Source organism: Ideonella alba, from assembly GCF_018069875.1.
In the GTDB taxonomy this organism is placed as follows: domain Bacteria; phylum Pseudomonadota; class Gammaproteobacteria; order Burkholderiales; family Burkholderiaceae_C; genus Ideonella; species Ideonella alba.
This window is the reverse complement of record NZ_JAGQDF010000006.1, coordinates 172,092-198,709: the sequence shown is the minus strand read 5'-3', so window position 1 is coordinate 198,709 and position 26,618 is coordinate 172,092. Positions and strand designations below refer to the sequence as shown.

The window sequence follows — 26,618 nt, the reverse complement described above, 5'->3', positions numbered from 1 at the left end:
TTCAGGGGCGCCAGGCGCGGGTGAAGGCGACGATGCGCTCGGCGGCCTCGACGCATTCGTCGACACCGGCCACCAGCGCCATGCGGATGCGGCCGGCACCCGGATTCACGCCATGCGCGTCGCGCGCCAGCAGGCTGCCGGGCAGGACGGCCACATTGTATTGAGCCAGCAGGTCCTGGGCGTAGCGCACGTCGTCACCCCCGGGCACGCCGGCCCACAGGTAGAACGCGGCGTCGGGCAGGCGCACGTCCAGCACCTCGGCCAGCATCGGCGTGACGCGGTCGAACTTCAGGCGGTACAGCGCCCGGTTGGCCTCGACATGCGCCTCGTCGTTCCAGGCGGCGATGCTGGCCATCTGCACCAGCTTGCTCATCGCGCTGCCGTGGTAGGTGCGGTAGAGCAGGTAGGGCTTGATGATCGCGGCATCACCGGCCACGAAGCCCGAGCGCATGCCCGGCACATTGCTGCGCTTGGACAGGCTGGACAGCATCACCAGGTTCCTGAAGCCGCGGCCCAGGGCCTGTGCGGCCTGCAGACCGCCCAGTGGCGCCTGGTCGTTGAAGTAGATTTCGGAGTAGCACTCGTCGCTGGCGATGACGAAGCCGTAGCGATCGCTCAACTCGAACAGGCGCTGCCACTCGCCCAGCGGCATTACCGCGCCGGTGGGGTTGCCCGGCGAGCAGGCATAGACCAGTCGGGTGCGGGCCCAGGTGGCCTCGTCGATGGCCGACCAGTCGCAGGCGAAGTTGCGCGCCGGGTCGGAGTTGGCGAACACCGGCTGGGCGCCGCCCAGCAGCGCCGCACCCTCGTAGATCTGGTAGAACGGGTTGGGGCAGACCACCACGGCGTCGCGCTCGGCCGGGTCCAGCACCACCTGCGCCAGCGAGAACAGCGCCTCGCGCGAACCCAGCACCGGCAGCACCTCGGTGGCCGGGTTCAGCGCCACGCCATAACGCCGCTGCACCCAGCCAGCGATCGATTCGCGCAGCGCCGGCTCGCCGATGGTCGGCGGGTAGTTCGACAGCCCGTCCAGGTTCCCGCACAGCGCACGCTCCACCAGCGGCGGCGCCGGGTGCTTGGGCTCGCCGATGCCCAGGCTGATCGGCCGCATCGCCGGATTCGGGACGATGCCCTTGGTGAGTTCGCGCAGTCTTTCGAACGGGTAGGGGTTGAGCGAGCCGAGCAGCGGGTTCATCGCAGCATTATCAGGGGTCAGCTTCCTGCCCACAGCGGCCGCAGGCCGCTGTGGGCAGAGCCCTATTCCGTTGAGCTCCCCCCAGCCCCCCTCCAAGAAGGGGGCTCCAGCATGAGCTTCGGGCCGGCCTGCCGGCCGGCGTGGCGCTGGCACGCTTGGCGCACCACCTTTTGTGGTTCTGACTGGAGCCACCCTCTCGGAGGGGGGCTGGGGGGAGCCCAACGTTCGGGGCCTTGGCCCACAGCGGCCTGCGGCCGCTGTGGGCAGCCAGCTGCCACTTGGGCGGTGTAGGCTATGCGACGACATCAGGACCACCAAAGGACTCCTCTCCATGCACATCGGCATCCTCACCGGCGGCGGCGACTGCCCGGGCCTGAATGCGGTGATCCGGGCGGTGACGCTGGCGCTGATCAACGAGTGCGGCGCGCGGGTCACCGGCATCGAGCGGGGCTTTCTGGGGCTGCTGACGCGCAGCGTGCGGCCGCTGGGGCTGCGTGAGGTGCAGGGCATCCTGGCCCAGGGGGGCACGATCCTGGGCACGCACAACCGCTGCGATCCGTTCCACTACTTTGGCGCGGACGGGGCGGACTGTTCGGCGCAGGCTCTGGCCTTCGCCCGTGAGCTGGGCCTGGACGGGCTGGTGGTGATTGGTGGCGACGGCACGATGAGCATCGCCCACCGCTTCGAGCCGCTGGGCCTGCCGGTCGTGGGGGTGCCCAAGACCATCGACAACGACCTGGCGCACACCGACCGCACCTTCGGCTTCGACAGCGCGGTGGCCGTGGTCGCCGAGGCGCTGGACCGGCTGGAGACCACCGCGCGCAGCCATGGCCGGGTGATGATCGCCGAGACCATGGGCCGCTACGCCGGCTGGATCGCGCTGGAGGGCGGCATGGCGGGGGGCGCCGACATGATCCTGCTGCCCGAGCTGCCGTTCTCCGTCGAGGCCGTCGCCCGGCTGTGCGCCGAGCGCGAAGCCGGCGACGGATGCACCCTGATCTGCATCGCCGAAGGGGCGCGTGCCGCCGGCCGCGAGCTGACCGTGCGCGCCACGCTGGCCGACAGCCCCGACCCGATCCGCCTGGGCGGCGTGGGCCAGTGGCTGCAGCAGCAACTGCAACCGCTGCTGTCCAGCGAGGTGCGCACCACGCTGCTCGGGCATGTGCAGCGCGGCGGCTCGCCCACGCCCTACGACCGCGTGCTGGCCACCCGCTTCGGCTACCACGCGGCACAACTGGTGCGCCGGGGCGAGTGGGGCCGCATGGTCACGCTCCACGGTGAGGACTGCGCCAGCGTGCCGCTGTCCGAGGTGGCCGGCAAGAGCCGCAATGTGCCGCTGGATCACCCGCTGCTGGCGGTGGCCCGCGGCCTGGGCGTGTCGCTGGGCGAGGCGCACCGCTGATCTGCGTCAACGTCGCGCGCGCGGCGGCGGCCAAGCTTGCGTTTTCTCAACCGGTCCGGGGCGGCAGTGGCGTCTGATCATGGCATCGCCGCAACGATCCTGAGAGGAGAACACCATGCATGCTCTGCGCGACTTCTTCACCACCGACTATGGCCTGCTGAGTGCCGGCGTGATCGCCTTCACGCTGGGCATGGGCTGGTTCTACGTCAACTACTTCATCAAGCACATCCGCGAGGATGAGGCGCGCGCCCGCGCCGCCGGCCTGATCAAGTGACTCCCGCAGCCCCGGCGCTGCACCCGCCTGGCGACCCGAGCAGGTGGGCGCCACGGGGCTGGCTGCATTTCGTCACACCGCCGAAAGGCGGTTTTTCACTTTCTGTGGCGAAAACTGTCTCCAAAAAGCATCTTTGTTGTGATGCATAGTTGATTCAAGGCGCCGACCCCAGGGGATCAAAGTCATCGGCCCTGTCTACACTGACCCCACCAATCAAAAAGAAGGACTTCCGGCCCGAGGGACAGGGAGTCCGGTGCTCCGGAGTCGGTGATGGCGTTCTTTCGCAGCCTCAGCCTGCGTCAACTGCTGACCGTGCCCTATGTGGTGCTGGTGCTGCTGCTGGCGATCATGATCGGGCTGCTGTCCTACCGGGCCGGGCGCGAGGCCGTGGACTCGCTGTCCGGACAGTTGCTGGGTGAGACGGTGGGTCGCATCTCCCAGGCGGTGGAGAAGCATGTCTTCGGCTCGGCCGCGGTGCTGGAGGTGGCGTTCCCCGAGGGTCTGACTGCCCCGGTGCGCCTGGCCGATGAGGTCGATGCCTTGCGCACCCGCTTCTGGCAGGCCACCTCGGTCCACCGCGAACTCAACAACTACGCCTATTACGGCGACGAGCAGGGCCATTTCTTCGGCCTGTGGCGCGACTCTGCCCAGGACGCCCAGGTGCGCCTGCGCACCGAAGGCAGCGGTCCGCGCACCCTGTACAAGGTCCATGGCATCCGCGGGGCGCTGGTCGATCCGGTGGTCGAGGACAAGGTCTTCGAGCCGCGCGAGCGACCCTGGTACCGCGCCAGCCGCGACAGCGGGGCCGAGATCTGGACGTCCATCTACATCGACTTTCGCACCCAGGGCCTGGTGGCCACGCGGGCGCGGCGCGTGCCCAATGCCGACGGCGGTCTGGGCGGCGTGGTGGCCACCGATGTGTCGCTGCAGTCGCTGAGCGACTTCGTGCGCTCGCTGCCGCTGTCGCCCAATGGCCTGGCCTTTGTGGCCGAGCCCGACGGCAAGCTGATCGCCACCTCGCGCGGCAGCTACCTGCGCCAGGGGACGAGCGGGCGCAGCGAGCGGCTGGACGCCGAGCAGTCCGACGACCCGCTGCTGGTGGCCACCCACCGGGCGGTGCGCGAGCTGATCGCGCTGCCGGGCGACCACGGCGCCACCCGCACCGTCAAGATCAGCGGGCCCGACGGCGCCGCGGTGCAGGTGGCCTGGGCGCGCATCCGCGATGACGCCGGCCTGGACTGGGTGATCGCGGTGGCGGTGCCGCGCTCGGACTTCCTGCAGCGCATCACCGACAACGTCTACCGCACGCTGGCACTGGCGGTGCTGGCGGCGCTGCTGGCCATCGGCATCGGCCTGGCCAGCCTCAGCGTGGTGGCGCGCGACCTGCGCCAGCTCAGTGTGGCCGCGCGGCGCGTGGGCGAGGGCGACTTCAGTGCCCCGCTGGGCATCCGCCGCGGCGACGAGATCGGTGACCTGGCCAAGAGCTTCCAGGCGATGACGCAGCGCCTGACCACCGACCGGCTGACCGGCCTGGCCAACCGCGAGGCGGTGCTGCGCCGGCTGGAAGAGCGCATGGCGCGGCAGCGCCGCTCGGCCGACGGCGGCATGTTCGCGGTGCTGTTCCTGGACCTGGACCGCTTCAAGGAGGTCAACGACCGCTTCGGCCATGACGCCGGTGACCGCGTGCTGGTGGCACTGGGTCAGCGCCTGCAGGCGCAGCTGCGCGAGGGCGACATGGTGGCGCGCTGGGCCGGTGACGAATTCCTGGTGCTGCTCGACCAGATCAGCACCGAGGCCGATGCCCGCCATGTGGTGGACAAGCTCAAGCGCAGCATGGAGCTGCCGCTGCAGACCCCGGGCCTGGGCCAGGACGTGGAGCTGAGCCTGTCGGTGGGCGTGGCCATCTACCCGCGCGACGGTCAGGACGTCGACACCCTGGTACAGCGCGCCGACGTGGCGATGTACCGCGACAAGCCGGGGCAGGGCGGCTGATCGACCGCGGCTGACGAGGCTGGGCGGGTCAGCCCCGCACGTCGGCCACCGGCTGCTCGCCGAAATCGGCGCGCGCCAGAAAGGCCAGGATGCGCGCGGCCGCCGCCTCGGGGCTGAGCAGCTGGCCGTTGTCGTGCATCGCGACGAAGTTGCCACGGTCGGCGAACTCGGCCGGGTCGGCGCCGCGCAACTGCACCTGCATGTCGGTGGCGATCACCCCCGGCGCCAGCGACACCACCCGCGCGCCGTTGGGCCGTGCGGCCTCTTCCAGCGCCAGGCAGCGGCTCAGGTGGTCCAGACCCGCCTTGGCGGCGCAGTACGAGGCACTTCCGGCCATGGCCCGCCGGCCCAGGCCCGACGAGATGTTCAGCAGCTTGCGCGGCACCGCCCAGCCGGCCGTGGCGGCCAGGAAGGCGGCCGAGAGCAGTGCTGGCGCCTCCAGACCCACCCGCAGCGCGTGCACGGTGTCGGCCGCGTCGATGCGGGCCAGGTCGCGCAGCGGGGCGATCACGCCGGCGTTGTTGATCAGGGTGACGCCTGCCAGAGCGGCCGGGGTCTGCGATTGCAGCCAGTCGCGCAGGCGCTGCGCCACCGGCGCCGCGTCGGCCAGGTCGGCCGGCCACTGCTCGGCGCCGGCCGCTGCCAGCGCGGCGCTGTGCCCGCGCGACAGGCCCAGCACCTGATCGCCGCGCGCCGCACAGGCCAGCGCGATGGCCTCGCCCATGCCGCGCGAGGCGCCGGTGACGATGGTGATGCAGGTCAGTTTCGGGGCCATGGCGAGTCCTTCCGGGCAGCGACAATCGGGGGATGAGTGAAGCATTGTCCCCTTCCGCGCCGATCACGCCCTGGTGGCGCCGGCCCCTGGTCGTCTCGGTTCTGGTGGTCCTGCTGGTGGTGGCCGGCACGATCGGCTGGTCGATGTACGCCGGCCTGAAGGACGGGGCGCGACGCGGGCTGGAACACGGCCTGCCCTGGCAGGTCGAGACCCTGGCCGATGGCGGCAGCCGGGTGTTCGGCCTGCAGCCCGGCGTCGACACGCTCGACAGCGTGCAGTCCCGGCTGGGCGAGGACATGAACGTCGGCCTGATCGTGGCTGGCGAGGCGCCACCGGCGCTGGAGGGCTTTGTCGAGAGCCTGCGCGCCGGCTTCATCACCGGCCGTCTGGTGGCCGCCTTCGAGGCCGACGATGGCTGGCTGCAGCGCGCCCGCGAACGGGCCGTGTCCAGCGACTACGGCGAGGGCGGCCGCAGCCGCCGCTACACACTGGCCGCCGACGACCGCCACCAGGCCGGCGGCAGCCGCCTGCTGGCCCTGGCCTACCTGCCGGCGGTGAAGCTGGACGCCGAGATGGTGCGCCAGCGCTTCGGCGAGCCGGCCGAGCGCATCACCGGCCCGCAGGGCGAGTCGCAGTGGCTCTACCCCGACCGCGGTGTGGCCGTGGTGCTGCCGCCCGAACAGGGCGAGGCCGCGAAGGCGCGGGCGGTGATCCAGTACGTGGCGCCGCGCGACTTCGAGGCGCGGCTGCGCGCGCCGCTGCAGGCCGCCTCGGCGCCGCGCTGAGCGTCGTCCGGCGCGCGGCGCGCCGGCAACTCATTCCACCGGATCGCCAATCGCCAGGTAGTGGCCGCCGGCCACATGGTGCAGGGTGCGCAGCGCGGCCGGCGCACGGTCGAAATGCCAGCGGCCGGCGTCGAACACCCGCGCGTCGGCCCAGGCGCCGGTGATGCGGCCGACGAACAGGTCGTGGCGCTGCTCCACCTCGGGCTCGGGGATGTGCACGCCATCCAACCAGGCCACGCAGCCGGCCACCAGCGGTGAGCGGGCGGCGGGCTCGTCGAGCAGGGGTACCGCGTGGTCGGCCAGCTTGTCGGTCTCGCGGCCGCTGTGGCTGCCCAGCGCGGTCACCATGCGCGCCTGTGCAGCGCAGGGCACGCTGATCGCGAAATGCCCCGAGGCCAGGATCAGCTCGCGCGTGAAGGTGGCCTTGTCCAGCACCAGCGCCACCTTGGGCGGGTCGAAATCCAGCGCCATCACCCAGGCCGCGGCCATCACATTGCTGCGCCCCGCGTGGCGGGCCGAGACCAGCACGGTCGGTCCGTGGTTGATCAGGCGGTAGGCCTTGGGCAGGTCGACGGCGGTGCGCATGGCGGGGCTTTCAGAAGGGGGCAGGCGATTCCACCACGATCGTCGCGCCGCTGACCGGGTGGGGCAGGGCCAGCCGGCAGGCATGCAGCAGCAGCCGCGGCGCGGCGGCGTGGTCGGCGGGTGGGGCGTAGAGCTCGTCGCCCAGGATCGGGTGGCCGATCGCCGCCAGGTGCACGCGCAGCTGGTGCGAGCGGCCGGTGACCGGCATCAGGGCCAGGCGGCTGCGGCCACCGGCGGCATCGCGCGCGAGCACCTGCCAGCGGGTCAGCGCAGGGCGCCCCAGCTGGGCGTCGACCATCTGCCGCGGCCGCCTCGGCCAGTCGGCGCGCAGCGGCAGCGCCACCTCGCCGGCATCGGCCTCGGGCAGGCCGGCCACCCAGGCCTCGTAGCGCTTGTCGCTCAGGCGCTGCTCGAAGGCGCGCGACAGCGCCCGCTGCGCCGCCGGGCCGCGTCCGAAGACCAGGATGCCCGAGGTGCCCATGTCCAGCCGGTGCACCACCAGCGCGTCCGCGACGCGCTGTTGCAAGCGGGTGATCGCGCAGTCGGCCTTGTCCGGCCCGCGGCCGGGCACCGACAGCAGGCCGGCCGGTTTGTCGACGGCCACCAGGGCCTCGTCGCAGTACAGGATGCGCAGCTCGTCCATCGGCGGCCACTCTACCCGCGCTGGCTACACTGGCCGCGATGAATGCACTGTTCCCCCTGGGCTGGGCCCACTACCTGGGCGGCGGGCTGCTGATCGGGCTGGGCGTGGCCTGGCTGTTCCTCAGCACCGGCCGCATTGGCGGCATGAGCACCGTCTTCACCTCGACTTGGTCCTACCTGTCGCGCGCGCCGTACTTCCACCTGCCGCGCTTCACCGAAAGCCGCCAGTGGCGCCTGGTCTATGCCGCCGGGCTGGTGCTGGGCGCCTTCCTGTGGTGGCGCTGGCTGGGTCCGGCCGCACCCCTGCGCAGCGGCTTGCCCTGGTGGCAACTGCTGCTGGGCGGCGTGCTGGTGGGCTATGGCGCCCGGCTGGGCAATGGCTGCACCTCGGGGCACGGCATCTGCGGGCTGGGCTCGCTGCAACTGCCGTCGCTGGTGGCGGTGCTGACCTTCATGGCCACGGGCTTCGCCACCGCGAACCTGGTGCTGGCCTGGCGGGGGGCCTGAGCATGCGCGCATCGCAGGTGTTGTCGGTGGCGCTGGCCGGCGTGTTGTTCGGCTTCGGCCTGGCGCTGTCCACGATGATCCAGCCGCAGGTGGTGCTGTCCTTTCTGCGTTTCCAGGATGCCGGCCTGCTGCTGGTGATGGGCGGCGCGATGGGTCTGACGCTGCTGGCTTACCAGCTGCTGCCGCGCTGGCGCCGGCAGCCCTTGTTCGAGCACAGCTTCGGCCACCATGTGGCGACGCTGGACCGCGACACCGTGCTGGGCGCGGCGATCTTCGGCATCGGCTGGGGCCTGTGCGGGGTCTGCCCCGGCCCGGCCATCGCCGGCCTGGGCGCCGGCAACGCGGACCTGCTCTGGGCCTTGGCAGGCACCGCCGCCGGGGCCTGGCTGCACGGGGTGCGCCGGCCAGCCTGATCCCCGGCCATTGGTGAAACCCCCAGGGCTGTCTGCAGGCTCTTTGCCTTGCGTCAATGCACGCGGCTGCCTATGATTTACCGACCGGTTGGTTAAGTAATTCATGAGGTGTCGCGGGCCGGGGCGATGCAGGAGATTCCTTCGATGGCCGAGCCCCTGGTCCTGGTGACGCAATCCGGTGCCGTGCGCACCCTGGCGCTGAACCGCCCCGCCGCGCTCAACAGCTTCACCGGCGAGATGCACCGCCAGCTGCTGGCGGCGCTGGAAGCCGCCGCGGCCGATGCCGCGGTGCGCGCCGTGATCCTGACCGGCTCCGGCCGCGGCTTCTGTGCCGGACAGGACCTGAACGACCCCGAGATGGCCCCTGACGCCGACGGCAACGTCGACATCGGCCGGCTCATCGACGCCTACTACCAGCCGCTGGCGCTGCGCGTGCGCAGCATGCCGATCCCGGTGGTGGCGGCGGTCAACGGCGTGGCCGCCGGCGCCGGTGCCAACCTGGCGCTGGGCTGCGACATGGTGGTGGCCGCCCGCTCGGCCAGCTTCATCCAGGCCTTCAGCAAGATCGGCCTGGTGCCCGATTGCGGCGGCACCTGGCTGCTGCCGCGTCTGGTGGGCCGCGCCACCGCGCTGGCGCTGGCCTTCACCGGCGACAAGCTGATGGCGGAAGATGCCCAGCGCATCGGCCTGATCTGGCAGTGCGTGGACGACGCCGCGCTGGCCGACAGCGCCCAGGCCCTGGCCGCGCGCCTGGCGGCCTTGCCGGTCAAGGCCCTGGCCGAGACCCGCCGGGCGATCGATGCCGCGATGGGCATGGACCTGCCCGAGGCCCTGGCCATCGAAGGCCGCCTGCAGCGCATGCTGGGCCGCGAGCACGACTACCGTGAAGGCGTCGCCGCGTTCCAGAACAAGCGCGCGCCGCAGTTCAAGGACCGTTGACGATGAGCACCGCCTCCCCCGCGCTCGACCCCCAGCGCGTGGCCGAAGCCGCGCGCGATGCGATGTGGGCCAACGACCACGCCTGCCAGGCCCTGGGCATCCAGGTGGTGGCGGTGGGCCCCGGCACCGCCACGCTGACGATGACCGTGCGCCAGGACATGGTCAACGGCCACGACATCTGCCATGGCGGCCTGATCGCCACGCTGGCCGATTCGGCCTTCGCCTACGCCTGCAATGCCTACAACGAGGTCACCGTGGCCTCGGGCTTCGCGATCGACCTGCTGGCCCCGGCGCGCCTGGGTGAGCAGCTCACCGCCCGCGCCCATGAGGTGGCCAAGGGCGGCCGCACCGGGGTCTACGACATCGAGGTCAGCAACCCGGCGGGTCAGCGCATCGCGGTCTTCCGCGGCCGCTCGCACACCGCCCGCGGCAAGCACCTGGTCGACCCCGCCACGCTGGCCTGAACCACAAGACACTGGAGACACCGCCCATGAGCAAGGCCCCCCGGCCCGAGGAACTCGACCCGATCGAGCGCGCCAGCCGCGACGAGATCGAGGCCCTGCAGTTCACCCGCCTGAAGGACACGCTGCAGCGCTGCTACGCCAACGTGCCCCACTACCGCCGCGCCTTCGACGAGAAGGGCGTGCACCCGGACGACCTGAAGACGCTGGCCGACATCGCCAGGTTCCCGTTCACCACCAAGCACGATCTGCGCGCCAACTACCCCTTCGGCATGTTCGCGGTGCCGCGCCAGCAGGTGGCGCGCATCCACGCCTCGTCGGGCACCACCGGCAAGCCCACGGTGGTGGGCTACACGTTGAACGACATCGACAACTGGTCCACGCTGGTGGCGCGCTCGATCCGCGCCGCGGGCGGCCGCCCTGGTGACATCTGCCACGTGGCCTACGGCTATGGCCTGTTCACGGGCGGTCTGGGCGCCCACTACGGGGCCGAGAAGGCGGGCTGCACGGTGATCCCGATGTCGGGCGGCCAGACCGAGAAGCAGGTGCAGCTGATCCAGGACTTCAAGCCCGACATCATCATGGTCACCCCCAGCTACATGCAGGTGATCATCGAGGAGTTCCGCCGCCAGGGGCTGGACCCGCGCGAGATGTCGGTGCGCATCGGCATCTTCGGCGCCGAGCCCTGGACCGAGCAGATGCGCCGCCAGATCGAGGCCGATGCCGGCATCGACGCGGTCGACATCTACGGCCTGTCCGAGGTGATGGGCCCGGGCGTGGCCAACGAGTGCGTCGAGACCAAGGACGGCCCGGTGATCTGGGAAGACCATTTCCTGGCCGAGATCATCGACCCCGAGACCGGTGACGTGCTGCCCTACGACCCGGCCAGCGGCACGCCCGAGGGCGAGCTGGTCTTCACCTCGCTGACCAAGGAGGCCTTCCCGATCGTGCGCTACCGCACCCGGGACCTCACGCGCCTGCTGCCGCCCACCGCGCGCAGCATGCGGCGCATGGGCAAGATCGTCGGCCGCTCGGATGACATGCTGATCATCCGTGGTGTGAACATGTTCCCCACGCAGATCGAGGAACTGGTGCTGCAGACCGACGGCCTGTCGGGCCAGTACCAGATCGTCGTCAGCCGCGAGGGCACCCTCGACGAGGTCGACGTGCTGTGCGAGGTGCTGCCCTCGGCCGCCGGCGCCGACCGCGGCGCGATCGCCAAGCACCTGGCCCACCGCATCAAGACGCTGATCGGCGTGTCCACCCGGGTGCAGGTGGGCCTGCCCGACACGATCGAGCGCACGCTGGTGGGCAAGGCCCGCCGCGTCATCGACAAACGACCCCGGTAATCCATGGCCCGACCGCGTTCCTCCGGCTACGACGACCAGCGCGACCTGATCCTGGGCCACGCCGCCGCGCTGTTCGCGCAGCAGGGCTATGTGGCCACCTCGATGAACCAGGTGGCGGCGGCCTGCGGCGTCTCCAAGGCCGCGCTCTACCACTATGTGCGCGACAAGAATGAGCTGCTGGCGCTGGTGGCCGAAGGCCATGTGCAGCGCCTGGCGCAGGTGGTGGCCGAGGTGCTGGCCGAGCCACTGGAACCCGATGCGCGCCTGCGCGCGCTGATCACCCGCTTCGTGCAGGAGTACGCCAGCGCCCGCAACGAGCACCGCGTGCTGACCGAGGACGTCGACCTGCTCGACCCCGAGCGCCGCGAGCGCGTGCTGGATGTGCAGCGCGGCGTGGTGGCGGCCTTTGCCGATGCGGTCTGCGATGTCCGTCCCGCGCTGCGCGACACCGATCTGCACAAGCCCATGACCATGCTGCTGTTCGGCATGATCAACTGGATGTTCACCTGGTTCCGCCCCGGCGAGCCGCTGACCCACGAGCAGGTGGCGCCGATGGTGGCCGACCTGTTCCTGGGCGGCCTGGGCGCGGTGCAAGCCCCCACGAGTTCCAACACAGCGCCCACCAAGGTGCGTGCCCCCCGCCGATCCACCAAGGAGACCACGACGTGATCGCTCGCAAGCTCATCCATTCCCTCATCGCCTCGGCCGCGATGCTGGCCGCCGCCGGCGCCGCCTGGGCCGACATCAACGTCGGCGTCACGGTGTCGGCCACCGGCCCGGCGGCCTCGCTGGGCATTCCCGAGAAGAACACGATCGCGCTGATGCCGCAGACCATCGCCGGCCAGAAGATCAACTACATCGTGCTGGACGATGCCTCGGACACCACCAAGGCGGTCACTAACACCCGCCGCCTGATCACCGAGGACAAGGTCGACATCGTGCTGGGCAGCACCACCACGCCCAACTCGCTGGCGATGATCGACGCGGTGGCCGAAGCCCAGGTGCCGATGATCTCGATGGCCGCCTCGGCCCGCATCATCGAGCCGATGGACGCCAAGAAGCGCTGGGTCTTCAAGACGCCCCAGAACGACATCATGATGTCGCTGGCCATTGCCAGCCACATGGCCGATGCGGGCGTGAAGACGGTGGGCTTCATCGGCTTTGCCGATGCCTACGGCGAGGGCTGGTTCCAGGAGTTCAGCAAGGCCGCCGGCCTGAAGGGCCTGAACATCGTCGCCAGCGAGCGCTACAACCGCAATGACGCCTCGGTCACTGCCCAGGTGCTGAAGCTGGTCGGCGCCAAGCCCGACGCCATCCTGATCGCCGGCTCGGGCACGCCGGCCGCGCTGCCGCAGACCGGCCTGGTCGAGCGCGGCTACGCCGGCAAGGTCTACCAGACCCATGGCGTGGCCAACAACGACTTCCTGCGTGTGGGCGGCAAGGCGGTGGAGGGCACCTACCTGCCGGCCGGCCCGGTGCTGGTGGCGGCGCAGCTGCCGGCCAACCACCCGCTGAAGAAGAGCGCGATGGAGTACATCACCAAGTACGAGGCCGCGCACGGCAAGGGCTCGGTGTCCACCTTCGGCGCCCACGCCTGGGACGCCGGCCTGCTGATGTCCGCCGCGGTGCCGGTGGCGCTGAAGAAGGCCCAGCCGGGCACGCCGGCCTTCCGCGCCGCGCTGCGGGACGCGCTGGAGCAGATCAAGGAACTGCCCGGCGCCCACGGCATCTTCAACATGTCGCCCGGCGACCACCTGGGCCTGGACCAGCGCGCCCGGGTGATGGTCAAGATCGAGGGCGGCACCTGGAAGTACCAGCCCTGAGGCCGGTCTGGCCATAAGCGTCGAAAGCCGGGCCTGGAGCCCGGCTTTTTTCCGACCATCTTCGTGGGGCTTTGGGGTAGGCTTGCCCTGCCATGTCCGTCCGGCCCCGCTCCCTGTCCTCCGCCTGGTGGCCGCTTGCGCTGGCCGTGGGGGTGGTGGCCGCGATGGTGGTGCTGCTCGCGGCGCTGGCGCTGCGGCAGGAACATGAACGCCGGCTGGCCTATGCCCAGGGCGTGACGCGCAACCTGGCGCTGCTGATCGAGGCCCAGCTGGCCGGCGTGCTGGCCCGCGCCGATCTGCGACTGACGCAGATGGGCGCGCAAGCGGCCGGCGAGCCCGGCGGCTGGCAGGCGGCCCACCCGACCCCGGCGCCGGGCCTGACGGTGAGCGGCCCCGAGCGCGATGCGCGTGGCACCTGGGTGATGGTGCTGTCGCGCCCGTCGGCGCAGCCCGGCAAGCCGCCGGTCAGCCTGTCCATCCCGGTGGACCAGTTCGGTGCGGTGCTGGACCGCGTCTCGCTGGGCACGCTGGGGGCGGCGACGATCCGCACCACCGACCTGGCCCTGGTCTACCGCCATCCGCTGCCGCCCGGCGGCCTCACCCAGATCGGCAGCCGGGAAGTGTCGGCCGGCCTGCGTTCGGCGGTGGCCCTGGCGCCTGAGGCGGGCGACTTCAACGCCCCCACGGCGCTGGACGGCATCGCCCGGCTCAACGCCTACCAGCGGGTCGACGGCTACCCCTTCTATGTGATCGTCGGCCTGCCCGAGCAGGACTTTCCCCGCGGCTGGAGCCGCATGGACCTGGCGATGATCGCAGTGGCCGCGGTGTCGCTGCTGGCCACGCTGCTGGGCGGCTGGCTGCTGCACCTGGGCGCGCGGCGCCAGATCGACCAGATGCAGCGCCGCCATGCGGCCATCGTCGAGTCCTCGACTGACGCCATCCTCAGCAAGACGCTGGACGGCGTGGTCACCAGCTGGAACCGCGGCGCCGAACGCATCTTCGGCTGGACCGCGCAGGAGATGGTCGGCCAGCCCTTGCGGCGCGTCGTGCCGGACGACCTGCTCGACCAGGAACAGGACATCGTCCAGCGCCTGCAGCAGGGCGAGGAGATCACCGCCCTCGAGACCGAACGCCTGTGCCGCGATGGTCGGCGCCTGCCGATGTCGCTGACGATCTCGCCGGTGCGCGACGCCCAGGGCCGCATCACGGGCGCCTCCACCATCGCGCGTGACATCTCTCGCCAGAAGGCCCTGGAGGCCGAGATCCGGGCGCTCGCCTTCCTGGACCCGTTGACCCAGTTGCCCAACCGCCGCCTGCTGCGCGATCGCCTGCTGCAGGCGCAGCAGGTCAGCCGCCGCAGCGGCCACTGGGCGGCGGTGATCTACCTGGACCTCGATGGCTTCAAGGGCCTGAACGACACCCACGGCCACGACGTGGGCGACCTCTTCCTGGTCGAGGTGGCGCGGCGCCTGAAGGCGGCGGTGCGTGAAACCGACACCGTCGCCCGCCTGGGGGGCGACGAGTTCGTGGTGCTGTGCGCCGAACTGGGGGCGTCGCAGGGCACGGCCACCGAGGCGGTGCTGGCGATCGAGGCCAAGATCACCCACGCCGTCGAGGCGCCCTGGCAACTGCGCGACCTGCACCTGGGGCCGCGCGTCAGCCTGGGCCACCGGCTGTTCCTGGGCGTCGAGGACGAGGTCGACCTGATCCTGCGCGACGCCGACAGCCGGATGTACGCCGACAAGCAGCGCCGCCGCCAAGGCCGCTGATCACACCCCTTCCGGTGCCCTGACCGGATCGGCAAGCCACTGACCACCTGTGGGTGGCGGGGCGGCCAGCGGCTTGCGCTGGCTCAAGAATTCCCTTTCCCCGACAAGCACTTGCGCAGGCCACATGGGGCTTTCCCTGGCCCGGCCGCAGTGGGCACGCGCCTTGTAAACAGCTGGTCACACGCGCCGCGCCCGGCGTGTGCCGATGTCTGGAGGAGACCCCATGGAAAGCTTTTACGAGGTGATGCGGCGGCAGGGCATTTCCCGCCGCAGCCTGATGAAGTACTGCTCGCTGACCGCCACCTCGCTCGGTCTGGGGCCCGCCTTCGTGCCGCAGATCGCCCATGCGATGGAGAACAAGCCGCGCACCCCGGTGCTGTGGCTGCACGGCCTGGAATGCACCTGCTGCTCCGAGAGCTTCATCCGCTCGGCCCACCCGCTGGCCAAGGATGTGGTGCTGTCGATGATCTCGCTCGACTACGACGACACGCTGATGGCTGCCGCCGGCCACCAGGCCGAGGCGATCCTCGACGAGATCATGACCAAGTACAAGGGCAACTACATCCTGGCCGTCGAAGGGAACCCGCCGCTCAACGAGGACGGCATGTTCTGCATCCAGTCGGGCAAGCCCTTCATCGAGAAGCTCAAGCACGTCGCCAAGGACGCCAAGGCGGTGATCGCCTGGGGCTCGTGCGCCTCCTGGGGCTGCGTGCAGGCCGCCAAGCCCAACCCCACGCAGGCCACGCCGATCCACAAGGTGATCACCGACAAGCCGATCATCAAGGTGCCCGGCTGCCCGCCGATCGCCGAGGTGATGACCGGCGTCATCACCTACATGCTGACCTTCGACAAGATCCCCGAGCTGGACCGCCAGGGCCGGCCCAAGATGTTCTACAGCCAGCGCATCCACGACAAGTGCTACCGCCGGCCCCACTTCGACGCCGGCCAGTTCGTCGAGGCCTTCGACGATGAATCCGCGCGCAAGGGCTACTGCCTCTACAAGGTGGGCTGCAAGGGGCCGACCACCTACAACGCCTGCTCCACGGTCATGTGGAACGAGGGCACCAGCTTCCCGATCAAGGCCGGCCACGGCTGCATCGGCTGCTCGGAGGACGGCTTCTGGGACAAGGGCTCGTTCTACGACCGCCTGACCACGATCCACCAGTTCGGCATCGAGGGCACGGCCGACAAGATCGGCGGCACCGCGGCCGGCGTGGTCGGCGCGGCCGTCACGGCGCATGCCGCGGCCTCGGCGATCAAGCGCGTGGCCACCGCCAAGAACGACTCCACCACCACCGGCGCCTGAGCGCCGGCGGCCTGAACCGAACACCGAAGGATCCGAACCATGGGCGTGATCGAAACCCAGGGCTTCAAGCTCGACAACAGCGGCAAGCGCATCGTCGTTGACCCCGTCACCCGCATCGAAGGCCACATGCGCTGCGAGGTGAACGTCGACAAGGACAACATCATCCGCAACGCGGTCTCCACCGGCACCATGTGGCGCGGGCTGGAGGTCATCCTCAAGGGCCGCGATCCGCGCGACGCCTGGGCCTTCGTCGAGCGCATCTGCGGCGTGTGCACCGGCTGCCATGCGCTGACCAGCGTGCGGGCGGTGGAGGATGCGCTGGGCATCAAGATCCCGCTCAACGCGCACCTGATCCGCGAGATGATGGCCAAGACGCTGCAGGTCCATGACCATGCGGTGCACTTCTACCACCTGCACGCGCTGGACTGGGTGGACGTGGTCAGCGCCCTCAAGGCCGACCCGAAGAAGACCTCCGAGCTGCAGCAGCTGGTCTCGCCCAGCCACCCGCTGTCCTCGCCGGGCTACTTCCGCGACGTGCAGAACCGGCTGAAGAAGTTCGTCGAATCGGGCCAGCTGGGCCCCTTCATGAACGGCTACTGGGGCTCCAAGGCCTATGTGCTGCCGGCCGAGGCCAACCTGATGGCCGTGACCCACTACCTGGAGGCGCTGGACCTGCAGAAGGAATGGGTCAAGGTGCACACCATCTTCGGTGGCAAGAACCCGCACCCGAACTACCTGGTCGGCGGCGTGCCCTGCGCGATCAACATCGACGGCAACGGCGCCGCCGGTGCGCCGATCAACATGGAGCGGCTGAACTTCGTCGAGGCCCGCATCAAGGAGATGATCGAGTTCAACCAGAACGTCTACCTGCCCGACGTGCTGGCCATCGGCACCCTCTACAAGCAGGCGGGCTGGCTCTATGGCGGCGGCCTGTCGGCCACCAACGTGGCCGACTACGGCACCTACGAGAAGGTGCCCTATGACTTCAGCACCCACCAGCTGCCCGGCGGCGTGATCCTCAACGGCAACTGGGACGAGATCCACGCGATCGACCCGCGTGACCCCGAGCAGGTGCAGGAGTTCGTCTCGCACAGCTGGTACAAGTACGCCGACGAGACCAAGGGCCTGCACCCCTGGGACGGCGTCACCGAGCCCAACTTCCAGCTGGGCGCGGGCACCAAGGGCAAGCGCACCGCGATCGAGAACATCGACGAGTCGGCCAAGTACTCGTGGATCAAGTCGCCGCGCTGGCGCGGCCATGCGGTCGAGGTGGGCCCGCTGTCGCGCTACATCCTGGCCTATGCCCACGCCAAGAAGGGCAACAAGTGGTGCCAGCGGCCGAAGGAGCAGCTGGAGTTCTCGGCCCAGATGATCAACAGCACCATCCCCAAGGCGCTGGGCCTGCCCGAGACGCAGTACACGCTCAAGCAGATGCTGCCCAGCACCATCGGTCGCACGCTGGCGCGCTGCCTGGAAGGCCAGTACGCCGGCGAGATGATGATGGACGACTTCAAGCAGCTGGTCGCCAACATCAAGGCCGGCGACACCGCCACCGCCAACGTCGACAAGTGGGATCCCGCCACCTGGCCCAAGGAGGCCAAGGGCGTGGGCACGGTGGCCGCGCCGCGCGGCATGCTGGGCCACTGGATCAAGATCAAGGACGGCAAGATCGAGAACTACCAGTGTGTGGTGCCCACCACCTGGAACGGCTCGCCGCGTGACCACAAGGGCCAGATCGGCGCCTTCGAGGCCTCGCTGATGAACACGCCGATGGTCAACCCCGAGCAGCCGGTCGAGATCCTGCGCACCCTGCACAGCTTCGACCCCTGCCTGGCCTGTTCCACCCACGTGATGAGCCCCGACGGCAGCGAGCTGTGCACCGTCAAGGTCCGCTGATGCCCACCCAGGAGACACCCATGAAGAAGATCCTTGCTCTGGTGGCCCTGCTGGCTGCCGCGACCGCCGCGTCCGCCCACACCGGCCACGGCACCCACAGCCTGATGGAGGGCCTGGCCCATCCGCTGGGCGCCGACCATCTGCTGGCGATGCTGGCGGTGGGCGTGTGGTCGGCCGCCGCCTCGGGCCGCGCCCGCTGGGCCGGTCCGGGCGTGTTCCTGGGCGGCCTGCTGGCCGGCGCCCTGCTGGGCGCCGCCGGCCTGGCGCTGCCGCTGACCGAGCGGGCCATCGCGCTGTCGGTGGCGGTGTTCGGCGCGATGCTGCTGGCGGGTGATCGCCTGCCGCGCCAGGCGGGTCTGGCGCTGATCGCGGCGGCGGCCACGCTGCACGGCCTGGCCCACGGCGCCGAGCTGCCCGCGGGCGGCCTGTTCGCCACCTACGCCGCCGGTTTCATCGCCACCACCGCCGTGCTGCACGCCGCCGGTCTGGGCCTGGGCGAGGTGCTGCGTCGTCTGCACGCGGCGGCCTGGCGCCTGGCCGGGGCCTCGCTGGGCCTGGCCGGCCTGCTGCTGCTGGCCCGCGCCTGAGCCGCGCGCTGCTGCAAGGAGACACCGCATGAATGCCACCTCCGCAGAGAAGCTGGCCGATGCCACCGGCATCGACCCCGGCGCGATCGAGCACGGCGCCACCATCAAGTCGGTCTACGTCTACGAGGCGCCGGTGCGTCTGTGGCACTGGATCAACGCGCTGGCGATCACCGTGCTGTGCGTCACGGGCTACTTCATCGGCTCGCCGCTGCCCACGCAGCCCGGCGAGGCCAGCGCCAACTACCTGATGGGCTACATCCGCTTTGCCCACTTCGCCGCCGGCTATGTGCTGGCGGTGGGGCTGATCGGGCGGGCCTACTGGGCGCTGGTGGGCAACCACCACTCGCGCGAGCTGTTCACGCTGCCGCTGACGCAGCCGGCCTACTGGCGCGAGGTCATCACCATGCTCAAGTGGTATGCCTTCCTGATCCCGCAGCCCAGCCGCTATGTCGGACACAACCCGATGGCCCGCCTGGCGATGTTCTTCGGCTACTTCCTGTTCTCGCTGTTCATGATCCTCACCGGCTTCGCCATGTACGGCGAAGGCCTGCAGGCCGGGTCCTGGGCCGACCACCTGTTCGGCTGGGTGATCCCGCTGCTGGGCCAGAGCCAGGACGTGCACACCTGGCACCACTTCGGCATGTGGGGCATGGTGATCTTCGTGACGCTGCACATCTACGCCGCGATCCGCGAGGACATCATGGGCCGCCAGAGCATCGTCAGCACGATGATCTCCGGCTACCGCACCTTCAAGAAGTGAATATGGGCCCCCAAGACGCTTCGCGTCGCCCCCCCGAGGGGGAGCGTTCGGCTTGGGGCGGCCCTGCGCCGAACCTTGCGCGCCGCCCCGAGCCGGTGGCCGCTCATCCGCGCACGCCCCCCAAGGGCGTGCCGACGCGCGCGCCGACGCACCCGGGGCGCTTCCTCGAGAAGCAGTACCTGCTGCCGCTGGGCATCAACCAGACCCGCGCCGCGCTGCTGCTGGGCGTGTCGCGCCGGCGCGTCAACGAGCTGGTCATGGGCCACCGCGCGATGTCGCCCGACACCGCGCTGCGCTGTGCCATCGCCTTCGGCACCAGCGCCACCTTCTGGCTCGAGATGCAGGCCCACTGGGACTGCTACCAGGCCTGGCGCGCGATGCGCGCCCCCGCCGCGGCCGACGCGGCGCACTGACCCCCTGAACGACGATGAACGACCTGACAACTTCCCGCACGCCTGAACCGGGGTGTAACGCGGCTGGTGACAACGACGAGACCATCGTCGTGCTGGGCATCGGCAATGTGCTGTGGGCCGACGAGGGCTTCGGCGTGCGCTGTGTCGAGGCGCTGGACGCGCGCTACCGGTTCGCGCCGAACGTGCGTCTGGTCGACGGCGGCACCCAGGGCCTGTACCTGATCCAGCATGTGCAGGAGGCGGCGAAGCTGCTGATCCTCGACGCGATCGACTACGGCCTGGCGCCCGGCACGCTGCACCAGGTCGAGAACGAGGAGGTGCCGCGCTTCCTGGGCGCCAAGAAGATGAGCCTGCACCAGACCGGCTTCCAGGAGGTGCTGATGCTGGCCCAGCTGACCGAGCGCTACCCCGCCGAGGTGCTGCTGATCGGCTGCCAGCCCGAGCAGCTCGAGGACTACGGCGGCAGCCTGCGGCCGGTGGTCAAGGCGGCGCTGGAGCAGGCCGTGGACCTGGCGGTGGCCCGGCTGCGCGCCTGGGGGGCCGATCCGCAGCCGCGCGAGGCACCGCCGGCCGAGTCCGAATCGGTCAGCGTGCCCACGCTGTCGCTGGCCGCCTATGAGTCGGGCCGCCCCAGCGCCGACAGCGCCTGCCGCGTCGGCGACGAGCGCTTCATCATGACCGCACCTGAGAGGGCCTGAGCATGTGCATGGGCATCCCGATGCAGGTGATGGCGCTGCAGCCGCCGCGCCAGGCCCAGGTGCGGGGCCGCGGCGAGACCAGGACCGTCGACACCGCGCTGCTCGACGGCCTGGCGGTGGGCGACTGGGTGCTGGTGTTCATCGACGGCGCGCGCGAGCGCATCAGCGCCGAGCGCGCCGCCGAGGTGGACGCGACGCTGGACCTGGTCGCCCTGGCCATGGGCGGCGCCCAGGCCGATGGCGACGCGGCGTTCGCGCTGCCCTCGGCGATGAGTGACGAACAACTGCGCGCCCTGACCGGCGCCGTCTGAAGGAGAGAAGCATGAGCGAGACCCTGATGCCCGACGACCTGGATGAGCGCGAGGCGCCGCTGGTGCGCCGCCTGGCCACGCTGCCCGGCTGCGCCTGGGTCGATGGCGCCAGCCACGACGACTTCGTCGCCCGCCCCGGCGACCAGGTGCTGTTCTTCACCGGTGACCCGGTGCGTTTCCCCGAGTGCCTGGACGTGGCGGTGGTGCTGCCCGAGCTGCAGCGCGCCTTTCCCGGCCGCTTCGGCGTGGGGGTGGTGCGCCGCGGCGACGAGGACGCCGTCGCGCGCCGCTGGGGCTCGCAGCGCTGGCCCTCGCTGGTCTTCGTGCGTGACGGGCAGTACGTGGGCACGCTGTCCGGGATGATGGACTGGACCGACTACCTGGCCCGCGTGGCCACGCTGCTGGACACCCCGGCCAGCCGTCCGCCGATCCCGCTCATGGGCGCCCAGTCCGCGTCCGCCTGCCATTGAACCGGAGCCCCACCGCGATGAACACCACCTCCCGTCCCTTTCCGATTCCCGTGATTGCCCAGACCCCGGGCGGCCTGCCGGTCGACGATGGCCTGGAGTACCTGAGCATGCCGCGCGGCATGGACACCTACCAGCCGCCAAGCCTGCCCGAGCCGGAGGAACTGGCCGGCCACGACGGCGCGCGCCAGGCCCTGCACGCGGTGCTGGCCGCGCTGCGCCAGGCCGCCGCCGGCGAGGCCGCGGCACCGGTGTCGCTGCAGGGCCTGTCGGCCGACGACCTGGCGCTGATCCACCAGGTGCTGGGCGAGGGCGAGGTCAGCGCCCAGGTGCTGGCGGCGCCGGGCGATCTGTCACGCCCGGGCGTGCTGCAGGTGCAGGAGTCGGTGTTCGCCGGCGTCTGGCGCGTCATTGGCGACCGTGGCGACGGCACGCTGATCGACCATGTCGAGGCCGGCCCGATCCCCGCGCTGCTGATCAGCGCGGCACGCGAGGATGCGCGCCTGGCGCCGGCGGCCATGCCGCTGCCGGCCGAGGCCTCGAACGCCCAGGCGGTGCTGGTCGAACTGGCCGAGCACCGCCAGCACTGGCGCGCCGGTCGGCCGGCCGAGGTGGTCAACCTCAGCCTGCTGCCGCTGTCCGCGCTGGACATCGGCCTGATGGACGCGCAGATCGGCACCGGCCGCGTGCTGATCCTGTCGCGTGGCTACGGCAACTGCCGCATCACCAATGCCTGCGTGCCCAATACCTGGCGCGTCGTGTACTACAACTCGCAGGACACGGTGATCCTGAACTCGGTCGAGGTCTGCGCCATCCCCGAGGTGGCCTGTGCCGCGCCCGAGGACCTGCAGGACTCGGTCGAGCGCCTGGCCGAGGTGCTGGAGTGGGTGGACGGAGCCGGCGCGTGAGCCTGCCCGACATCCGCTTCGAAGGCAGCTACCTGGGCGACGCCAGCCGTCTGCCGGCCCAGGCGCGCCTGGAGTGCAAGATCTGCTGGTGGGTCTACGACCCCGCCGAGGGCGACGCGCAGTGGCAGGTGCCGCCGGGCACGCCCTTCACCGAACTGCCGGCGCACTGGCGCTGCCCGCAGTGCGACGGGGACCGCGAGCAGTTCATGGTGCTGGGAGACACGGCGTGAGCCAGGCGCAGGCGGTCGCCGATCGGGTGCAGGCGCTGGAGCAGCGCTTCGCCGCCATCGAGCGCGAGCGCATGGCCGGTCTGCCCTTCCTGCACCCGGGTCTGCGCGTGCAGGCCATTGGCGTGGCACCGCTGGCGGCCGAGCCCGCGGTGCTGACCGGCATCCTGCTGACGCCCTGGTTCATGAACCTGGTGCGGCTGCCGCTGCGTCCGCTGGATGCGCTGGCGGGTCTGGCCAGTGGCTGGGCAGGGGTGGGGTTGCGGGTGTCGCGCCGCATCGGCCAGCAGCCGCTGGACATGCTGGGCGGTGTCGAGCCCGGGCTGGGGGTGTTCGAATCCGCGTCGCTGTTCTCGCCCATGGGCGAGTTCGTCGACCAGGCCGCGGCCGTGGCGGCGGCGCTGGAGGTGCTGCACCAGTTGCACCGACCCACACCGGCCCCGACCGCGCCGCTGCCCACGCCGGCCGCGCCCTCACGCCGGGGCTTCCTGATGGGCCGATCGGCCGGGGTGGCGCGGTGATCGGCTCGGCCGTGGACCTGGTCGGCCGGCTGCGCCTGTTGCCCGGGCGCCAGCCGGCGCTGGACAGCTCCCGCCGCGACTGGCTGCCGGCCCTGGCTGCGGGACGCCTGGCCGCCGATCTGCCGGCGCTGGTGGGTGCGCTGTTCAGCCTGTGCGGCCACGCCCACCGCTGGGCCGCGCAGGCGGCGGTGCAGGCCGCTGCCGGCCAGGCCCCGGTGCCCGACGTCGCCACCCGCCGCGCCCACCGCGCGGCCACGCTGAAGGACCAGCTGCTGCGCCTGTACGGTGACTGGCCGCGCTGGCTGCCGGATGCGCCGCAGGAGCAGGCGGCCGCGCTGGTGCTGCGCGGCTGCCCGCTCTGGCGCGAGACCGCCCCGCTGGAGGAGCGCCTGGCCGAGCTGCCGGGCTGGCTGGCCACCCAGGCCCTGGGCCGCCCGCTGGCCGAGGTGCTGCTGGACAGCCAGAGCGACCCGGTGGGCTGGGCCTGGCACTGGGCCGCGCAGGGCCGCACGCCGCTGGCGCGGCTGCTCGACAGCCAGCGCCCGGCCCGGCAACTGGCCACGCCCGGCCCGGCGCTCGACCTGCTGGCCGATGCCGCGACCACGCTGCCGCGCCTGGCCACGCTGATGCGCGAGCCCGGCTTCGCGATGCGGCCGCACTGGCAGGGCGCGGTGCCGGACACCGGGCCGTGGTCGCGCCTGGGCGCACCGCTGCCAGCGGCCAGCGCCGGTGACCGCCTGGTGGCCCGCCTGGTCGAGACCCTGCGCCTGGCCGGCCCGCAGGGCGAGGCCATGCTGTCGATGGGCGCCCTGACCCTGGGCCCGCACGAGGGCCTGGCCTGGGTGGAGATGGCCCGCGGTCTGCTGGTCCACCGGGTGCAGCTCGAGCCGGGTGCCGACGGCCCGCGGGTGGTCGACGCACGCGTGCTGGCACCCACCGAATGGAACGTCCACCCCCAGGGAAACCTCGCCTGCGCGCTGGCGCAGCTCGACCCGGCCGATGCGCGCTCGGCCGCCCGCCTGGCGGTCGCCTTCGATCCCTGCGTGGCTTTCGAGGTCCAGCCGCCCATGGGCCCTCACAATCGACCCAGGGCAAGCAGCCCGGACGAGGACAAGCGATGCATGAGCTGAGCCTGGCGGGGGGGGTGTTGCGGCTGGTCGAGGACGCGGCCCAGCGCGAGGGCTTCGCGCGCGTGTCGCGCCTGCAGCTGGAGGCCGGTGCGCTGTCCGGTGTCGAGGTGCGTGCGCTGCGCTTCGGCCTCGATGCCCTGCGGCCCGGCACCGTGCTGGCGGGGGCGGAGATCGTCATCGACGAGCCGCCCGGCACCGCCTGGTGCCTGCCCTGCGCCCAGAGCGTGGCCATCCGCAGCCGGGCCGATGCCTGTCCGCGCTGCGGCGGCCACCAGATCCAGCCCACCGGCGGCACCGAACTGCGTGTGGTCGACCTGTGGGTGCATGACGACCCGGCGCCCGAGACGGCGTCGACGAACGAGGAGTCCTGAGCATGTGTGTGGTGTGCGGATGCGCCGGTGATGGCGCGCAGAAGACCGAGGGCCATGTGGCGGTGGATCCGGCCACCGGCGACCTGCACTACGGTGCCGGCGCCGCGCGCGTGTCGGTGCCGGGCATGAGCCAGGCGCGGGCGATCAAGCTGGAGGCCGACGTGCTGGGCGAGAACAAGCGCCTGGCCGAGCTCAACCGGGCGCACTTCGCGTCGCACGGCGTCACGGCCTGGAACCTGGTCTCCAGCCCGGGCTCGGGCAAGACCACGCTGCTGTGCGCCACGATCGAGGCGCTCAAGGCCCACGCCCCCGGCCGCGCGGTGGCGGTGATCGAGGGCGACCAGCAGACCTCCAACGACGCCGACCGCATCCGCGCCACCGGCGCACCGGCGATCCAGGTCAACACCGGCAAGGGCTGCCACCTGGATGCGCAGATGGTGGCCGATGCCTTTGGTCGCCTGGACCTGCATGGCCACGCCCATGGTGAGCACCACCACCACGGTCACGACCACGACGATCACCACCACCACGCTGACGGCCCGCTGCTGTTCATCGAGAACGTCGGCAACCTGGTCTGCCCGGCGATGTGGGACCTGGGCGAGGCGGCCAAGGTGGCGATCCTGTCGGTCACCGAGGGCGAGGACAAGCCGATCAAGTACCCCGACATGTTCGCCGCCGCCCGGCTGATGGTGCTCAACAAGATCGACCTGCTGCCGCACCTGGACTTCGATGTGCCGAAGTGCATCGAGTACGCGCGCCGCGTGAACCCGGGCATCGAGGTGCTGCTGGTCTCGGCGAAGACCGGCCAGGGCATGGACGCCTGGCTCGACTGGCTGCTGCAGCCGGCCGCTGCCGTGCCCGCCGCGCTGGCGGCCGCCGCGGACACCGAGGCCGCGCTGCGTGCCCGCATTGCCGAACTCGAGGCCCGGCTGGCCGCCGCCACCCACCCCCATGGCTGAGTTGCGCCTGCACCGCCTGCCGCAGCCCGCGCCGACGCGCGTGCTGGCGCTGGGGGCCTACCTGAAGAACAGCGCCGTGCTGCTGCAGGGCGACGCCTGCTGGTGGTCGCCGGTGCACGGCGACCTGGGCGAGCCCGGCGCCTGCGAGGCGCTGGAGACCAGCGCGCAGGCCTTGCTGGCGCAGGCCGACGGCCCCGTCGCTGCCGTCGCCCATGACCTGCACCCCGACTTCCACAGCACCCGGCTGGCGCAGCGGCTGGCCGGCGAGCTGGGCGTGCCCGCGGTGCCGGTGCAGCACCACCATGCCCACATCGCGGTGGTGCAGGCGGAGCAGGCGATCGACGGCCCGGTGATCGGCCTGGCGCTCGACGGGGTCGGCCTGGGCACCGATGGCCTGGCCTGGGGCGGCGAGCTGCTGTGGCTGGCCGATCGCCCCCGCGCCCAGCGCTGGCAGCGCCTGGCCCACCTGCCGATGATCGCGCTGCCGGGCGGCGACGTGGCTGCGCGCGAACCCTGGCGGCTGGCCGCCGCCGTGCTGCACAGCCTGGGCCGCGCCGACGAGATCGCGCCGCGCTTCGCGTCGCAGGTGGGCGAGGGCGCCGTGAATCTGCTGCGGCAGATGCTGGACCGCGGCCTGAACTGCCCGCCATCCACCGGCGCAGGCCGCTGGTTCGACGCCGCCGCCGGCCTGCTGGGCCTGAGTGTGAAGCAGCAGCATGAAGCCGAGGCAGCAATGGCGCTGGAGCAGGCGGCCACGGCCTACCTGGCGGCCCATCCGGGCCTGCAGGGTGCGTGGCCTTCGCTGGACCTGCGCCCGCTGCTGGCCGAACTGGCTGACGAGACCGCGCCCCACCTTGACGAGGCCGCCCGCCGCGACGCCCAGGGCCGTGGCGCCGCGATGTTCCACCTGGCCCTGGTGGCCGGGCTGGCGCACGCGGCGATACGCGCGGCTGCCGCGCAGGGCGCCACCACCGTGGTGCTCGGCGGTGGCTGCTTCTTCAACCGCATCCTCAAGACTCGCCTGAGCGCGGCGCTGCAGGCCGCCGGCCTGACGGTGGCCGCGCCGCGCGATGTCTCCTGCGGCGATGCCGGACTGGCCCTGGGCCAGGCCTGGATCGCCGGCTGTACCGTGATGAACAAGGACTGAATCACC

General features: G+C 71.3%; 31 protein-coding genes. 27 read left to right on the top strand and 4 right to left on the bottom strand.

Annotated elements, in window-relative coordinates:
- Position 1 precedes the first annotated feature (1 nt).
- Complete coding sequence (gene dapC, locus KAK07_RS12510; protein WP_210861063.1) at positions 2 to 1,195, bottom strand: succinyldiaminopimelate transaminase; 1,194 nt, start codon at positions 1,193 to 1,195, stop codon at positions 2 to 4.
- A 331-nt stretch (positions 1,196 to 1,526) separates the two neighbouring features.
- Here dapC and KAK07_RS12505 point away from each other — a divergent pair, with 331 nt between their 5' ends.
- From KAK07_RS12505 to KAK07_RS12495, 3 genes are all read left to right on the top strand, one after another.
- Positions 1,527 to 2,597: a 6-phosphofructokinase gene (locus KAK07_RS12505; protein WP_210854686.1), complete on the top strand. Its 1,071-nt coding sequence runs from the start codon at positions 1,527 to 1,529 to the stop codon at positions 2,595 to 2,597.
- A 115-nt stretch (positions 2,598 to 2,712) separates the two neighbouring features.
- A complete protein-coding gene (locus KAK07_RS12500) occupies positions 2,713 to 2,871 on the top strand; it encodes a DUF3149 domain-containing protein (RefSeq protein WP_210854685.1) in 159 nt (52 codons plus the stop codon).
- Between the two features lie 270 nt (positions 2,872 to 3,141).
- Entirely contained in the window at positions 3,142 to 4,863 is a 1,722-nt protein-coding gene (locus KAK07_RS12495) for a diguanylate cyclase domain-containing protein (protein WP_210854684.1), read from the top strand.
- Positions 4,864 to 4,891: 28 nt separating this feature from the next.
- Here the strand turns inward: KAK07_RS12495 and KAK07_RS12490 are convergent, their stop codons facing one another.
- Complete coding sequence (locus KAK07_RS12490) at positions 4,892 to 5,638, bottom strand: SDR family NAD(P)-dependent oxidoreductase (RefSeq protein WP_210854683.1); 747 nt, start codon at positions 5,636 to 5,638, stop codon at positions 4,892 to 4,894.
- Between the two features lie 32 nt (positions 5,639 to 5,670).
- Here KAK07_RS12490 and KAK07_RS12485 point away from each other — a divergent pair, with 32 nt between their 5' ends.
- Positions 5,671 to 6,423: a hypothetical protein gene (locus KAK07_RS12485; protein WP_210854682.1), complete on the top strand. Its 753-nt coding sequence runs from the start codon at positions 5,671 to 5,673 to the stop codon at positions 6,421 to 6,423.
- Between the two features lie 30 nt (positions 6,424 to 6,453).
- Here the strand turns inward: KAK07_RS12485 and KAK07_RS12480 are convergent, their stop codons facing one another.
- Entirely contained in the window at positions 6,454 to 7,008 is a 555-nt protein-coding gene (locus tag KAK07_RS12480) for a flavin reductase family protein (protein ID WP_210854681.1), read from the bottom strand.
- 10 nt (positions 7,009 to 7,018) lie between these two features.
- A complete protein-coding gene (locus KAK07_RS12475; protein WP_210861061.1) occupies positions 7,019 to 7,651 on the bottom strand; it encodes an RluA family pseudouridine synthase in 633 nt (210 codons plus the stop codon).
- Positions 7,652 to 7,689: 38 nt separating this feature from the next.
- Here KAK07_RS12475 and KAK07_RS12470 point away from each other — a divergent pair, with 38 nt between their 5' ends.
- The 23 genes from KAK07_RS12470 to KAK07_RS12360 all read left to right on the top strand — a co-directional run bounded on the left by KAK07_RS12470 (position 7,690) and on the right by KAK07_RS12360 (position 26,612).
- The gene (locus KAK07_RS12470; RefSeq protein ID WP_210861059.1) at positions 7,690 to 8,157 is read left to right on the top strand and encodes a YeeE/YedE family protein; all 468 of its coding nucleotides are present in this window, start codon (positions 7,690 to 7,692) and stop codon (positions 8,155 to 8,157) included.
- Between the two features lie 2 nt (positions 8,158 to 8,159).
- Positions 8,160 to 8,570, top strand: coding sequence for a DUF6691 family protein (locus KAK07_RS12465; protein WP_210861057.1), 411 nt, complete (start codon positions 8,160 to 8,162; stop codon positions 8,568 to 8,570).
- A gap of 144 nt (positions 8,571 to 8,714) precedes the next feature.
- Positions 8,715 to 9,509: an enoyl-CoA hydratase-related protein gene (locus tag KAK07_RS12460; protein WP_210861055.1), complete on the top strand. Its 795-nt coding sequence runs from the start codon at positions 8,715 to 8,717 to the stop codon at positions 9,507 to 9,509.
- A gap of 2 nt (positions 9,510 to 9,511) precedes the next feature.
- Positions 9,512 to 9,973, top strand: a complete 462-nt coding sequence (gene paaI, locus KAK07_RS12455) for a hydroxyphenylacetyl-CoA thioesterase PaaI (protein ID WP_210799756.1) — start codon at positions 9,512 to 9,514, stop codon at positions 9,971 to 9,973.
- A 26-nt stretch (positions 9,974 to 9,999) separates the two neighbouring features.
- Positions 10,000 to 11,319, top strand: a complete 1,320-nt coding sequence (paaK, locus tag KAK07_RS12450; RefSeq protein WP_210861053.1) for a phenylacetate--CoA ligase PaaK — start codon at positions 10,000 to 10,002, stop codon at positions 11,317 to 11,319.
- A 3-nt stretch (positions 11,320 to 11,322) separates the two neighbouring features.
- Complete coding sequence (locus tag KAK07_RS12445) at positions 11,323 to 11,988, top strand: TetR/AcrR family transcriptional regulator (protein WP_210854675.1); 666 nt, start codon at positions 11,323 to 11,325, stop codon at positions 11,986 to 11,988.
- 41 nt (positions 11,989 to 12,029) lie between these two features.
- Positions 12,030 to 13,142, top strand: coding sequence for an ABC transporter substrate-binding protein (locus tag KAK07_RS12440; RefSeq protein ID WP_210861229.1), 1,113 nt, complete (start codon positions 12,030 to 12,032; stop codon positions 13,140 to 13,142).
- Positions 13,143 to 13,234: 92 nt separating this feature from the next.
- Positions 13,235 to 14,911, top strand: a complete 1,677-nt coding sequence (locus KAK07_RS12435) for a diguanylate cyclase domain-containing protein (RefSeq protein WP_210861051.1) — start codon at positions 13,235 to 13,237, stop codon at positions 14,909 to 14,911.
- 223 nt (positions 14,912 to 15,134) lie between these two features.
- Positions 15,135 to 16,217, top strand: coding sequence for a hydrogenase small subunit (locus KAK07_RS12430; protein WP_210861043.1), 1,083 nt, complete (start codon positions 15,135 to 15,137; stop codon positions 16,215 to 16,217).
- Between the two features lie 39 nt (positions 16,218 to 16,256).
- Complete coding sequence (locus KAK07_RS12425; RefSeq protein ID WP_210854672.1) at positions 16,257 to 18,113, top strand: nickel-dependent hydrogenase large subunit; 1,857 nt, start codon at positions 16,257 to 16,259, stop codon at positions 18,111 to 18,113.
- Positions 18,114 to 18,133: 20 nt separating this feature from the next.
- On the top strand, positions 18,134 to 18,700 hold the full coding sequence (locus KAK07_RS12420; protein ID WP_210861041.1) for a HupE/UreJ family protein: 567 nt from the start codon (positions 18,134 to 18,136) through the stop codon (positions 18,698 to 18,700).
- 28 nt (positions 18,701 to 18,728) lie between these two features.
- Positions 18,729 to 19,460: a Ni/Fe-hydrogenase, b-type cytochrome subunit gene (gene cybH, locus KAK07_RS12415; RefSeq protein WP_210854670.1), complete on the top strand. Its 732-nt coding sequence runs from the start codon at positions 18,729 to 18,731 to the stop codon at positions 19,458 to 19,460.
- 95 nt (positions 19,461 to 19,555) lie between these two features.
- The gene (locus tag KAK07_RS12410) at positions 19,556 to 19,873 is read left to right on the top strand and encodes a HigA family addiction module antitoxin (protein WP_310738612.1); all 318 of its coding nucleotides are present in this window, start codon (positions 19,556 to 19,558) and stop codon (positions 19,871 to 19,873) included.
- Positions 19,874 to 19,887: 14 nt separating this feature from the next.
- Positions 19,888 to 20,571 carry a HyaD/HybD family hydrogenase maturation endopeptidase gene (locus KAK07_RS12405; RefSeq protein WP_210854668.1) on the top strand — a complete coding sequence of 228 codons (684 nt, stop codon included), beginning with the start codon at positions 19,888 to 19,890 and terminating at the stop codon, positions 20,569 to 20,571.
- An 8-nt stretch (positions 20,572 to 20,579) separates the two neighbouring features.
- Complete coding sequence (locus KAK07_RS12400) at positions 20,580 to 20,882, top strand: HypC/HybG/HupF family hydrogenase formation chaperone (protein WP_310740727.1); 303 nt, start codon at positions 20,580 to 20,582, stop codon at positions 20,880 to 20,882.
- An 11-nt stretch (positions 20,883 to 20,893) separates the two neighbouring features.
- On the top strand, positions 20,894 to 21,352 hold the full coding sequence (locus KAK07_RS12395; protein WP_247664347.1) for a thioredoxin domain-containing protein: 459 nt from the start codon (positions 20,894 to 20,896) through the stop codon (positions 21,350 to 21,352).
- Positions 21,353 to 21,369: 17 nt separating this feature from the next.
- Positions 21,370 to 22,257, top strand: a complete 888-nt coding sequence (locus KAK07_RS12390; RefSeq protein WP_210861037.1) for a hydrogenase expression/formation protein — start codon at positions 21,370 to 21,372, stop codon at positions 22,255 to 22,257.
- Entirely contained in the window at positions 22,254 to 22,487 is a 234-nt protein-coding gene (locus KAK07_RS12385; protein ID WP_310738611.1) for a rubredoxin, read from the top strand. The genes KAK07_RS12390 and KAK07_RS12385 overlap by 4 nt, the downstream gene beginning before the upstream one ends.
- Complete coding sequence (gene hybE, locus KAK07_RS12380) at positions 22,484 to 23,005, top strand: [NiFe]-hydrogenase assembly chaperone HybE (RefSeq protein ID WP_210854665.1); 522 nt, start codon at positions 22,484 to 22,486, stop codon at positions 23,003 to 23,005. The genes KAK07_RS12385 and hybE overlap by 4 nt, the downstream gene beginning before the upstream one ends.
- Entirely contained in the window at positions 23,002 to 24,135 is a 1,134-nt protein-coding gene (locus KAK07_RS12375) for a hypothetical protein (protein ID WP_210854664.1), read from the top strand. Before hybE ends, KAK07_RS12375 begins: the two co-directional genes overlap by 4 nt.
- Positions 24,123 to 24,506, top strand: a complete 384-nt coding sequence (locus KAK07_RS12370; protein ID WP_210854663.1) for a hydrogenase maturation nickel metallochaperone HypA/HybF — start codon at positions 24,123 to 24,125, stop codon at positions 24,504 to 24,506. The genes KAK07_RS12375 and KAK07_RS12370 overlap by 13 nt, the downstream gene beginning before the upstream one ends.
- 2 nt (positions 24,507 to 24,508) lie before the next feature.
- The gene (gene hypB / locus KAK07_RS12365; protein ID WP_210854662.1) at positions 24,509 to 25,465 is read left to right on the top strand and encodes a hydrogenase nickel incorporation protein HypB; all 957 of its coding nucleotides are present in this window, start codon (positions 24,509 to 24,511) and stop codon (positions 25,463 to 25,465) included.
- Entirely contained in the window at positions 25,458 to 26,612 is a 1,155-nt protein-coding gene (locus KAK07_RS12360; RefSeq protein WP_210854661.1) for a Kae1-like domain-containing protein, read from the top strand. The genes hypB and KAK07_RS12360 overlap by 8 nt, the downstream gene beginning before the upstream one ends.
- Positions 26,613 to 26,618 lie beyond the last annotated feature (6 nt).